The 13,050-nt window shown below is 41.2% G+C and carries 10 protein-coding genes; 3 read left to right on the forward strand and 7 right to left on the reverse strand.

What is annotated here, in order from left to right:
• Window positions 1–103: 103 nt before the first annotated feature.
• From LM917_RS22125 to moaC, 4 genes are all read right to left on the reverse strand, one after another.
• Window positions 104–1,342 (reverse strand): efflux RND transporter periplasmic adaptor subunit, encoded by a 1,239-nt coding sequence (locus LM917_RS22125; RefSeq protein WP_232699886.1) that lies wholly within the window; start codon window positions 1,340–1,342, stop codon window positions 104–106.
• Between the two features lie 24 nt (window positions 1,343–1,366).
• Window positions 1,367–4,489 (reverse strand): efflux RND transporter permease subunit, encoded by a 3,123-nt coding sequence (locus LM917_RS22130; protein ID WP_232699887.1) that lies wholly within the window; start codon window positions 4,487–4,489, stop codon window positions 1,367–1,369.
• Complete coding sequence (locus tag LM917_RS22135) at window positions 4,464–4,934, reverse strand: MarR family winged helix-turn-helix transcriptional regulator (RefSeq protein WP_232699888.1); 471 nt, start codon at window positions 4,932–4,934, stop codon at window positions 4,464–4,466. Before LM917_RS22135 ends, LM917_RS22130 begins: the two co-directional genes overlap by 26 nt.
• Before the next feature lie 332 nt (window positions 4,935–5,266).
• Window positions 5,267–5,758 (reverse strand): cyclic pyranopterin monophosphate synthase MoaC, encoded by a 492-nt coding sequence (gene moaC, locus LM917_RS22140; protein WP_232699889.1) that lies wholly within the window; start codon window positions 5,756–5,758, stop codon window positions 5,267–5,269.
• Between the two features lie 184 nt (window positions 5,759–5,942).
• On the opposite strand from moaC, the gene moaD reads away from it, so the two are divergent.
• The 3 genes from moaD (at window position 5,943) to acnA (ending at window position 10,720) form a co-directional block, all read left to right on the forward strand.
• Window positions 5,943–6,641, forward strand: a complete 699-nt coding sequence (moaD, locus tag LM917_RS24520) for a molybdopterin converting factor subunit 1 (protein WP_255668517.1) — start codon at window positions 5,943–5,945, stop codon at window positions 6,639–6,641.
• Between the two features lie 59 nt (window positions 6,642–6,700).
• Complete coding sequence (locus LM917_RS22155; RefSeq protein WP_232699890.1) at window positions 6,701–7,729, forward strand: ThiF family adenylyltransferase; 1,029 nt, start codon at window positions 6,701–6,703, stop codon at window positions 7,727–7,729.
• 267 nt (window positions 7,730–7,996) lie between these two features.
• Entirely contained in the window at window positions 7,997–10,720 is a 2,724-nt protein-coding gene (acnA, locus tag LM917_RS22160) for an aconitate hydratase AcnA (RefSeq protein ID WP_309241974.1), read from the forward strand.
• A 69-nt stretch (window positions 10,721–10,789) separates the two neighbouring features.
• On the opposite strand, the gene LM917_RS22165 is transcribed toward acnA, so the two are convergent.
• The 3 genes from LM917_RS22165 to LM917_RS22175 form a co-directional block, all read right to left on the reverse strand.
• Entirely contained in the window at window positions 10,790–11,410 is a 621-nt protein-coding gene (locus LM917_RS22165) for a GNAT family N-acetyltransferase (protein WP_232699891.1), read from the reverse strand.
• A gap of 248 nt (window positions 11,411–11,658) precedes the next feature.
• Window positions 11,659–11,853 (reverse strand): hypothetical protein, encoded by a 195-nt coding sequence (locus LM917_RS22170; protein ID WP_232699892.1) that lies wholly within the window; start codon window positions 11,851–11,853, stop codon window positions 11,659–11,661.
• 410 nt (window positions 11,854–12,263) lie between these two features.
• A complete protein-coding gene (locus LM917_RS22175) occupies window positions 12,264–12,821 on the reverse strand; it encodes a hypothetical protein (protein ID WP_232699893.1) in 558 nt (185 codons plus the stop codon).
• Between the last annotated feature and the right edge of the window lie 229 nt (window positions 12,822–13,050).

Here is a 13,050-nt window from a genome sequence, read left to right on the forward strand (position 1 = left end):
TAGCTCACTATGGAAAAGACCCCCTTCTCCCCAAAAGGGAGAAAGGAGTCATAAATACGTGTTAAAACATTGATTTTATAGTAGTGACTTTTGTGGCTATCTGTCAATCTGTTTTTTGAATCGTCACCTTAGAGCCATCCTTAAGCAAAGTTTGCCCTCTGATAACGATCTGGTCTCCAGCCGTAACTCCTGAAGTAATTTCCATTAATTCTGCTGATTCCTCACCAGTTACCACTTCAATTTTCTTGGCAACATCGCCCTCTATTTTATAGACATACGACTTACCATTTTCATCGAACAGAGCTTTACGAGGTATCGCTACACCTGTTTTTTCCTGATTACTTTGGGCTAAAATTGTCAGATTTACTACCATGTCGGACTTTAATTCATTGTTCGGATTAGGAACAGTAATCTCGATTGGATATGCTTTTAGCATTTGATCCATAACTGGGCTTACAGCAGTGATTGTAGCATCAATTTTTTTATCTAACGCTGGAAGCTCAATCTGTGTTTGTTGCCCTACTTTTATTTTGGTAATCTGGTCCTCTGCCAAATTAGCTTTCACTACCAATGGATTGGTATTAACCAGTGTAACAACTGGGGTTTGCATGGAAGACATCTCACCAACCTGTGCTCCAACTTGGGATACGTAGCCAGAGATTGGCGCTGTCACCGTTGCATTGCTTAATTGCTCTCTTGCATTTGCCAAAGCAACTTTTGCTTGGTTCACAGAGGCTTCGGATACGACAACCCCTGATTTTTTGGTTGCAGAATCAAGACCAAGCTTAGCATTATTGTAGCCGATCTCTGCATTTCTCAATACAGTTTGTACTTGTTCGTTTTGCTGTGCTGAGATTGCACCTTCTGAGAAAAGCTGTGCGCTCCTGGCTGCCTCTCTCTTTGCATCCTCTAATGCACGCTCTGCTTGTGCCAAACCATTTTTAGCCTGGTCAATGCCTTGCTCTGTGCTGGTATTACTTTGGTTCAAACCGGCAACCGCTACATTATACTGAGCCTCTGCCTGTTTTAGCGCATTGCGCAGATCATCTTGATCTAAGGTAAATAATACGGATCCCTTCGATACATGTTGACCTAGCTTAGCGTTTAGAGATGTGATTTTCCCTCCAGCTTTTGGTGCTACTTTTACTTCCTGACTAGGTGCCAATTTCCCTGTATATCCCGCTCCAGAAGAGACACTTTCATTTGCCGCAGCTGCTATTTGAACAGGAACAGGTTTTTCTTCCTGATTTTCCTGAGGAGGTGTTGCTGCCTGTTGGGTACATCCAGTCACAGCCAGCGCTGCTACCAGAACAAGCGACATACTCCATTTCGATTTAATCATTTTATATCCTCCCTCTTTCCTACCTTATACTTCTTCTGTCAGAGCAGTTTTCTTTTTACGATTAAATAATCCTTTAATCTTGCGTCCCCAGTTATCGAAGGTTACATAAACAACGGGAACAAGGAACAATGTAATTAATGTTGAGAAGCTAAGACCAAATACTACGACGATCGCCATTGGAGCCATCGTTTCGTTACCAGATCCACCTGCAAAAGCGAGTGGGAAAATGGCAAGTACAGTGGTTAAGGTCGTCATCAAGATTGGACGCAAACGAATTGGACCTGCTTTAAGGATCGCTTCATCTCGCTCCAGACCATTTTTCCGTGCTGTAATGACGTAGTCGATGAGAACAATCGCGTTGTTAACTACGATACCTACCAGGAGGATATAACCTATCAAGGCTGGAACACTAAGCGGTTGCCCTGTGACAAATAATCCAAGTACTACCCCTACAAATGTAGGCGGAATAGAGAACATGATGATAAATGGACTGAATAAGGATTCAAACTGACTTGCCATTACCATGTACACCAGAACAATGGAGAGAACAATCGCAAGTCCCAGACTGGTGAATGACTCCATCATTTCCTTTGTCTGTCCGCCGAATTCAATGTTGTATCCATCAGGTAAATTTAATTCAGCCAGTTTGGCTTGAATATCGGTATTAATACTATTTAAATCACGACCTGAAATATCACTTGTTATGCTTACGTCACGAGTCTGATCTATTCTGTTGATTACTGGAGCCACTCCGGCTTTCTGAATCGTAGCAATTGATCCGATTGATACCTGTGACCCAGTAGGTGTTGTAATCATTAGTCTCTCTAAATATTTCGGTTCGTCTTGAATCGTTTTTGGCAAGCGTACTCGAACGTCGATCTCATCGTCACCTGTTTGGTAACGGGTAAGAACCTTACCTTCGAAAGCCGTACTTACATAGGAGATTACTTGTTGTGTACTTAAACCATACTCACTAGCTTTCTCCCGATCAACAAGCACCTGGAATTCCTGATTTTTCTCTTGCAAACTAGTTGTAACATTTCGTGTACCTGGAATTTCTTTTATCTGACCAGCTACAATGTTACTGATATCCTCCAACACGTTAATATCGTCGCCTCGTACACTGATGGAGATTGGTGAGCCTGTCATACCGCCGGACATGTCAATCTGTTTAACGGTAATCTCTGCTCCAGCGATACCAGACAATTTCTCGCGAAGCTCTTCAATAATCGTATCGGTACTTCGTGTTCGAGTCTCCATTCCTTCCAGAGTAATCTGGAGCGAACCCTGATTAGAACTTGAACTCGCTAGGACAGAAACCCCTGAACTACCTACATTAACAGAAATCTCTTTTACTTCTGGTACTTCTTTCACAATTTTTTCTACGTTTTGTACGATGCCTAATGTTTCCTGAACACGTGAGCTATTAGGCAATTTCACAGATACATCAATTTTACCTTGATCCATACTCGGTATGAATTCTGCCCCGATAAATGGCACAAGGAACACGGAACCAACAAAGGTTGCTGCCACGATGAGATAAACTGTTTTACGCCAGTTAATCGCCCACTTAAGCATACGTCCATACCAACTAGCTATACGGGTAAATCCTACGTTAAACCAGACAATTGGGTTATATCCTTTATAACGTCCTGGTTCATATAACTCTTCATCCGGTATTTTTTTCAGCATACGTGAAGCCATCATCGGTACAAGAGCAATGGATGCGAGCAGTGCGGCAATGTGCGAGAACACAACTGCCAGTGCCAGCGGTCCGAACAATTGAGATGCAAGACCTTCAACAAAGACGATAGGCAAGAATACACAAATCTGGGCCAAAGCAGATGCCATAACTGCCGTTCCAACTTCACGAGAACCAAAACGTGCAGCTTGCAACATCGACTTTCCTTGCTGACGGTGACGATAGATGTTCTCTAATATAACAACGGCAAAGTCAACCAGTGATCCAAGTCCAAGCGTTAAACCGCTTAGAGATATCAGGTTGATCGTTTGACCTGTAAAATACATCAAACTAAATGTAGAAATAAGCGAAATCGGGATTACCACACCGATGATTAGAACGGAGCGAACACTGTTTAAGAACAGGAGCAGGATGATAATAGCAAAACCGCCACCTAGCACAGCATGTTCTGCTACAGTATATACAGAATCCTTAATAAATGTGGAAGAGTCTAATACCATTCCAACATTGGTTCCTGCAGGTAATTTGGATTGTAATTGTTCAAGCTCATATTTGACTTCATCCGCAACTTCGATGGTATTCCCACCAGAAGCTTTGGTAATGGTGATACCTACGCTTGGTTTACCATTCAAATATGAAAATTGGGTTTGTTCTCTAAATGTATCTTCAATAGTTGCGATATCTTTTAATGGAATCGTTGATTGACCCACACGAATTGGCGTGTTTCCAATGTCTTTCACAGAAGTAAATTCACCTTCAACACGAATGTTTAACTTCTGGTCCCCGTCACGTACCATCCCCGCTGCGCCAGAAGCATTGGTAGTAGCCAGAGCTTGTTGCACAGCATCCAAACTAATTCCATAAGCAGTTGTTTTGTCAGGGTTAAGCGTTACTTCAATAATTTGGTCCTGGCCACCGCTTACACCTACAGAAGCAACTCCTTCAATACGTTCTAGACGAGGCTTAACTACATTATCTGCTAACTCTTTTAACTGCACAATGTCCTCAGAACCAGTCATAGACATAACCATGATCGGCTCACTATTCGGGTCAAGCTTCAGTACCCGTGGTTGTTTTGCATTATCAGGTAAGAATCCTCGTACCTGGTCCACCTTGTCACGCATATTCAGCGTGGCCTGATCCATATCGGTTCCCCAGTTAAATTGTATAATTACCTGAGATGCTCCACTCATGGAAATCGACATAAGGGTACTCACGTTGGGAACTGTCCCTAATGCTTCCTCTATTGGCTTCGTGACCAGTTTCTCTACCGATGCAGGGTTGCCGCCTTCTACTGTCGTTACAACAACTGCAACTGGCAAATTCATCTCTGGATAGAGCTCGATTGCCAGCTTAGGCAGGGACACGAATCCAAAGATGATGATTGCCAATGCTAGCATGACAATGGATACGGGTCTGTTAATCGCAAACCTCGAAATGTTCATCTACTTTTCCTCTCTCCTTCAATAAACTCCTATATTTTTTTGTAAGATACATATTAACCACAGATAACGCTTGGGTTATCTCTTCGCTCTCTTCCTCGTTCATCCCGTGAAAGATGTTGGGAAGGTACTCTTGTTTGAGGTAAGGAAAGCGGGCCTGAAGTTCCGAAAAAGTATGTACAAGTGACACCCAAACAAGCCTCCGATCCTTTAGATCACGACGCCTTTTTACTAAATCTGCTTTTTCCAGCCGATCGATGATACCTGAGACCGTACTATAAGAAAGTTCTAGCTTTTTGCTAATATCTCCAATGGTCTGTGGCTCTTCTTTCAGTTGGTGAATGACCATGATTTGAGGTTTGGTCATGCCACTTTTGGATAGCTCCAATGCAAAAATCATCATGTATAGCTTCCATGATTCCGATAACTGATCACTCAGCCGTTTCATAACAATACAAGTGCCTCCTTGCAAAAGTATTTCGCCACGCGAAATATTATGTCACTTTGAACATACATCCGCAAGTACTTTCTCTAGCTGTAGATGTAATAAACGTTAACATCCTGTTTTCCTTGCCCCCATGATCTAATTACGAAGCATTCTTTAAAAAATTTCCTTTCCGAATAAGTTTTTTTGAAAAATCTCTATAGAAGTGCAATTCAATTGCTACTTCCTTTACTTTTCCCAAAAAAAGAACTCCTTACCGCAATTATTGGATATACTTTCCAATCTCTACGTTAAGAAGTACGTTTTCCTCTATCCGATAGTTTCATTTTTTTGACTTATACATCAGTATTCCGGACAAAATCTCCACTTTTTCCACCTGTCTTCTCTACTAGATACGTGGGACCAATCACCATTTCCTTATCCATAGCCTTACACATATCATATACAGTTAGCGTCACCGCACTAATGGCAGTTAATGCTTCCATTTCTACACCGGTTTTGCCTGTTGTTTTTACCTTCACTTGCACATGGAGAGTATCTTCTCCTTCATATTCAAAGCTAACATCTACCTCCGTCAGTGCAAGCGGGTGACACATAGGTATGATATCCGAGGTTTTTTTGGCAGCCATGATCCCAGCAACCTGAGCAACTGCCAATACATCACCCTTACTGATTTGTCCTGCCTTAATCCGTTCCAATGTCTCTTTTTTCATGACAATCTTACTTTTGGCAACCGCAGTTCTTTTCGTGATTGATTTATCAGAAATATCAACCATTTGCGCACGATTTTGTTCGTTAAAATGTGTGAGTAAATCTTTTTCTTCCATATATAGTCCCCTCCATCGGGTCAGTTACCTGTTTATCATCCTCTATCTCCTGAAGCTTCTTTTACTCTAACTGAGTCCTGATCATTTATCAATGTTCTCTCATACAATGCATGTCATTGGCTTGCCTTACTGTTTGTGGTATGTTCAAAAGAGATCGATGTTTGAAGAAAATGAGGTGGAATCCATGCAAGTACCTGTAACCATATTGTTATTTGCTGGGCTGGCTGAACGTGCCGGGACTTCCCAGCTATCTATAGAAATCACTGAACATGCTAGCGTGCAAGATCTGCTTGAAAAGCTGAGAGCTGAGTATCCTGCCTTGGCTGAACTTTTACCAAGCTGCTTTGTCTCTGTAAATCAGGAATATGCAGACCCGACGACTCAGATAAAATCACAGGACGAAATCGCTATCCTTCCCCCAGTTAGTGGTGGTGAAGAGACTCGTTTTGCCATCGTCCATGACGTTCTACAGGTAGAGCCGTTAATGAAACTCGTATCACATCGAAATTGCGGGGCTATTCTCACCTTTGTGGGTACGGTACGTGAAATGACGCAAGGTCAACGTACGGTCTCCCTTTCTTATGAAGCATATATACCTATGGCTGTCCAAAAATTGCAACAGATCGAAACAGAGATTCATGAACGTTGGAAAGATATTCGGATTGCCATTCACCATCGTATTGGCGAATTGGATATTGAAGAGATTGCCGTTGTTATTGCTGTCTCCTCTCCTCATCGCAACGACGCTTTTGAAGCAGGTCGCTATGCGATTGAACGATTGAAGCAGATTGTACCCATCTGGAAAAAGGAGATCTGGGAAGACGGTAGTGAGTGGAAAGGGCACCAGCTAGGTCCTTGGAATCCCACTTCTGAACTATCGTAGATTTACTCTCACTCTGAAATAATAGAGAGTTATATTTATATAGAGAAAGGAACGTAGACATGCTGGAACAACGTTATTCTCGCCAGATTCTGTTCGCTCCTATCGGAAAATCAGGACAAACACATCTGCGTGAAAGCCGCATTGCCATCGTAGGAATGGGTGCGCTTGGTACTGTACTTGCCAATCATATGGTGCGTGCTGGCGTCGGGTTTGTCCGATTTATCGACCGTGATTTTGTGGAAGCAAGTAATTTGCAGCGTCAAATGCTGTTCGACGAAGAGGATGCCAAACAACACTTGCCTAAAGCAATTGCTGCCTATGAAAAATTAAGCAAAATTAATTCAGATGTAACGCTAGAACCAATCGTCGCTGATCTAACAGCTTATAACGCAGAAAAATACTTGGCAGATGTAGACTTGCTACTGGATGCCACCGATAATTTTCAAGTGCGTTATCTCATTAATGATGTAGCTGTGAAACATGGCATTCCGTGGGTCTATGGAGGAGCGGTCAGCGCAACAGGAAGCTTCACTTCTATTCGTCCTGGGAAAACACCGTGTCTTCGCTGTCTTTTTCCCGAAGCTCCTGCCCCAGGTACCACTGCCACCTGTGATACTGCTGGCGTAATTGGTCCAATTATTCACATCATTGCCTCTTACCAAGCAACGGAAGCACTCAAAATACTCGTACAAGCAGAAGATGCTTTTAACCCCAATTTAGAGTACGTCGATTTGTGGAAGAACACCCATCAGCAAATGAAAGTAACAACAGCAAGGCGTAAAGATTGTCCTACCTGTGCAGAAGGTAAGTATTTTTATTTAGAGACCAATCAAGACGATGAAATGGCAACAACGTTGTGTGGACGAGATACTGTACAGCTTACCCCACGTGAAGAAATAGCCTTTGATCTCTCTGTCTGGGAAGAGCGTTTATCCCCATTAGGAAAGGTGGAGAGAAATCGATTTTTGCTTAGATTTTATCATGATGCATACACGCTCGTTCTTTTCAGAGATGGTCGACTGCTTGTACAAGGTACAGATGATGTTACTGTTGCACGTAGCTTATACGCCAAATTTATCGGCAATTAGGTAATTTTGTTACTATTTTGTGAAAATGGGGTGGAAGTGTCTTGACCTTTGGAGTATAATAAATTTGCAACAGAAACGAAACGACGTTTCATCTAGTGGAACAAACGGGTAAGGAATATGAAAAGCTTCTATTGAAGCCTTTCGAAGAAGCTGGTCCTTCATCAGCGGATGCTTTTCATGCGTATCGGGATGAGAGGCCTCGGAGTTTATACTTTCCGATACAGTAAGAAAAGACGGAATCATATTTGCTTAAAGGAGGTTATTATTGTGGCATTACAAGATGCATACAAAGTGAAATCGTCCATGCAAGTAGGTAACAAATCCTACAAGTACTATCGACTTCAAGGTTTGGAAGAGCAAGGTGTAGGTGAAATCAGCAAGCTTCCTTTCTCTATCAAAATCCTATTAGAAGCAGCTATTCGTCAATTTGACGGTCGTGCTATTACTAAGGAACATGTTAATTCGCTTGCTAACTGGACAAAAGGTCGCGATAGCAATCAAGAAGTTCCTTTAATGCCGGCTCGTATTGTTCTTCAAGACTTTACAGGTGTACCTGCCGTAGTAGACTTGGCTTCCATGCGTGCTGCAATGAAGCGTAACGGTGGAGATCCAAAACGAATCAATCCACTTGTACCTGTTGATCTCGTTATTGACCACTCTGTAATGGTTGACTCCTTCGGTACTCAAGATTCACTAACTCTTAATATGGACTTAGAGTTTGAACGTAACCAAGAGCGTTACCGTTTCTTGCGTTGGGCCCAAACTGCTTTTGATAATTTCCGTGTTGTACCTCCTGCAACTGGTATCGTTCACCAAGTAAACCTGGAGTACTTGGCATCCGTAGTTGCTTCTCGTGAAATCGAGGGCGAAACGTTTGCTTATCCAGATTCTCTGGTAGGTACTGACTCCCACACTACCATGATCAATGGTCTTGGTGTTCTTGGTTGGGGTGTTGGTGGTATCGAGGCAGAAGCTGGTATGCTTGGTCAACCGCTATACTTCGTAACTCCAGAAGTAGTTGGTTTCAAACTAACTGGTACACTATCTGAAGGTGCTACAGCAACTGACCTTGCTTTAACAATTACTCAAATGCTGCGTAAAAAAGGCGTTGTAGGTAAATTCGTAGAGTTCTACGGTCCTGGTCTGTCTAACATCACATTGTCTGACCGCGCAACTGTAGCTAACATGGCTCCAGAATACGGTGCAACAATGGGCTTCTTCCCTGTTGATGACCGCACACTTAGCTACTTGCGTCAAACTGGTCGCAGCGAAGACTTGATTGAATTGGTTGAAACATACAGCAAAGCTCAAGGTTTATACCGTACAGACGCGACAGAAGATCCAATCTTCTCTGAGACATTAACCCTTGATATGTCTACTGTAGTACCGAGCCTTGCTGGTCCGAAACGTCCGCAAGACCGTATTGAGCTGGTTAATATGAAAGAATCCTTCAATTCCAGCATCCGCACCCCTATTGAAAAAGGTGGTTTCGGTCTAAGTGATGAAAAAATCCAAACTTCTGCAGAAGTAGTATATCCAACTGGGGAAAAAGCTGTATTGAAAACGGGTTCAATCGTTATCGCAGCGATTACTTCCTGTACCAATACATCTAACCCAAGCGTTATGCTATCCGCTGGTATCGTAGCGAAAAAAGCAGTTGAGCGTGGTTTAACAAAACCTGCTTATGTGAAGAGCTCACTCGCTCCTGGTTCTCGTGTAGCTACTCAATACTTGCAGGATGCAGGATTGATGGAGTCCTTGAACCAACTGGGCTTTAACGTTGTAGGTTATGGTTGCACAACTTGTATCGGTAACTCCGGTCCATTGCCAGAAGAAACTAGCCAAGCAATTGCAGACAATGATCTGACAGTAGCAGCAGTTCTATCCGGTAACCGTAACTTCGAAGGCCGTATCCATGCTCAAGTAAAAGCGAACTATCTGGCTTCACCTCCACTTGTGATCGCATATGCCCTAGCAGGTACAGTTGATATCGATTTGACGACTGAGCCACTAGGAAAAGATAAAAACGGTGAACCAGTTTACTTGAAAGATATCTGGCCAACTCCACAAGAATTGGAAGCAGCAATGGAAAAAGCAACAAATCCTGAACTGTTCCAAAAAGAATATGGTCAAGTATTTACTGCAAACGAGCGTTGGAACCAAATCGATGCACCAACTGGTGACTTGTATGAGTGGGAAGCTTCCTCTACTTATATCCAAGAACCTCCATTCTTCCAAAATCTAGCTAGCGAAGCTGGACACATTGGTGAAATCAAAGGTGCTCGCGTCCTTGCACTGTTAAGTGACTCCGTAACAACGGACCATATCTCACCTGCAGGTAACATCTCACCAACTAGCCCAGCAGGTCAGTATCTAATGGCAAATGGTGTAGAACGCAAAGACTTTAACTCTTATGGTGCTCGTCGTGGTTCTCACGATGTTATGATGCGTGGTACTTTCGCTAACATCCGTATCCGTAACCAGGTTGCTCCTGGTACTGAGGGTGGCGTAACTACGTATCTGCCAACAAATGAAGTAATGTCCATCTACGATGCTTCCATGAAGTATCAAGGTGATAATCAAAACCTTGTTGTTATTGCTGGTAAAGAATACGGTACAGGTAGCTCTCGTGACTGGGCAGCGAAAGGTACATTCCTACTAGGTGCAAAAGCAGTTATCGCTGAGAGCTTCGAGCGTATTCACCGCTCTAACCTTGTAGGAATGGGAGTTATGCCACTTCAATTCGTTGAAGGTACCAACTGGCATACACTAGGTATCGTTGGAACTGAAACCTTTGATATCATTGGTCTCAATGACAACGTAAAACCAGGTCAAACAACGAAAGTTATCGCAACTCGCGAAGATGGTACTACTTTCGAATTCGAAGTAATCGTTCGTCTGGACAGTACAGTTGATGTAGACTACTATCGCAACAGCGGTATCCTGCAAACTGTATTGCGCCAATTGATGAATGAAAAACAAGAAGCGTAAGATTCATATAACAGACGAAAGCGCGGCAACCTTATTGGTTGTCGCGCTTTTTTAATAGAAGCTACAGGTTTAATTGCTTGCTTCGTGCAAACCATAACTTGTCTTCCATATACTCTTACTAATTTTGTAATAATTATATTTCTCGTTTTCAATCTCGATATTATTTAGAAATTCGAAACCAGTTTTTTGTAATACTCTGTTTGAGGCAATATTACGAATCAAAGCTATTCCAATAAGTTCCTTTACATTGGTGTTTTCAAACAAATATTTAATGATTCCTTGTACTGCTTGGGTGGTATACCCCTTATTATTATACTCATTTGATATCGCATACATAATCTCTCTGTTCGGTGGAGGCAATTCGTCCTTTATTCCAGTACAACACCAACCGATAAACTCGCCGGTTTCCTTTGATATAATTCCTAAACGTAGTCGAAGCTGACCAATGTTTCCATCTTCTGAAACTTTTTTTAAAAACTGTTTATTCTCTTTTGTTTCGTAATTCAATAACCAATTTAGCCGCTGCTCCTTAGGAGCATTCCAATCAGGTAAAAATTCCATTATTTCAGATTGTTGGGTAAGTGAATAAATAGCGTCCAAATCATCAACTCTATACTCACGCAAAATTATATCTTTGCAATCAATTGTAAGAATGTTTTCTATTGGATCCATTTGAGTATTTGTATTCATTTTTACTCCTTTTTAAGGTAAAATCACCTTATTGAATTTTTTTCCATTTATCGACTATGATAACAAAAACCTTAGAAATTGTCAGTTTATTTTAAAGCTTTTAAAGTGATTATACTGAAAATGGCCGTTATCTGAAGTTATCTTTTTCATTTTTACCTCCTCAAAGAAAAGACCCCTAGGTTTCCCTAAGGGTTGTTGATGAACGATTCATTGAAGATATCGTAGACTCTCACCTTTCCTAATTCTGACTAGTCGATCTGTAATTCATCCCAATCAAAGTCAACAGGAAAGGAACCAACACCATAATTCGATTGCTCCATAATGAACGTTATCTTTTTATTTTGGGTATCGATTTCAATATCTTTCGGATACCGATAACCAGGAACTTCCCAACGCTTTACTAAGTTGTTGTTGGAATCAAAAGCCACAACAATCAATATCATGCTGTTATCACTAGGAGTATACGACCAATAGGTATACCCCCTCCAACTTACAATTTCGTTGACAGAGCCGGGCTTAAGTCCATCTACTTGCGGAATTGCATTAGGTCTAGTAATCAGTGTTGGGTCAATATAGTAGCTATTCTCGACTTATTCCCTTCTTTATGTGAGGGTTTTCGTTCGAGACTACACCGTGCGTGCGACTTTCATCGCACACGGCGTTCCATCAACGAATAAAAAAGAATAATTTTACAACGGGCTATTTCAATATACCATTTATATGAATAATCTGTATATATTATCCTTCTAATAATTGCCGTTATCTGAAGTTAATGCAATCAACTTTAATCAACCCCTTCGCCAACATAAAAACCCCACCTATAAAGATGAGGTCCTTTATTCTTAGTTCATTTCTATTTACCATGCTGTTCTACTATGTTTCCTTCTTTAGATAACCCTCTTACTATATCCTGTGGATCAACTTGAAAATAATAACGATTACCATCATTTGTTATTATCTTCGCTTTCTTGAAGTTTTCTTCTATTCGTGTCTTTGTTTCTACTATTTCGATCTCTGAGTTATTTATTTCACCAAACGTCACGTACAATCTTTCGTTACCTTCTTTGTAACCAGCACTTTTCTCATAAACTGTCATATTATCATTATTTTGATGTTCCCATCCGTTAGATCCGATATTTTCCCAGCCATCAACATCGTTTCCTTTTAGGAAAGCAATTGCTATAGGATTGAATTTGTTGGATGGATATTCCTCTGAAACATGTTCAGTGATATACATGACTACTGTAATATTATCAACTTTTTGGGTGTGGATTACATCTAGGATTTTATAGGGGATTCCTTTTTTAAGTACTTCTTCAAAATTGTCATATTTTCCAAATTCAAAGTTTGATGTTAATAACCAGGTAAATACAACAATCGAAATTAGAGTGAAATATATCAATTTTTTCATTATTATACCCCCCTCTAAATCCCCGAATATTTTTCTGAAATATACATTAGCATATTAAATAAATTTGTTTTTTATCGAGTATTTCCTGCATTAGTAAAAATTATTGATAGTTTCATATGAAAATGGCCGTTATCCGAAGTTGTTTCTTTCATTTTTACCTCCTCAAAGAAAAGACCCTCAGGGCTCCCTTGAACTGTGACCGTGTTTGTAGACAGTTTGAAAAAGAAAC

The organism is Brevibacillus daliensis, assembly GCF_021245735.1.
In the GTDB taxonomy this organism is placed as follows: domain Bacteria; phylum Bacillota; class Bacilli; order Brevibacillales; family Brevibacillaceae; genus Brevibacillus_B; species Brevibacillus_B daliensis.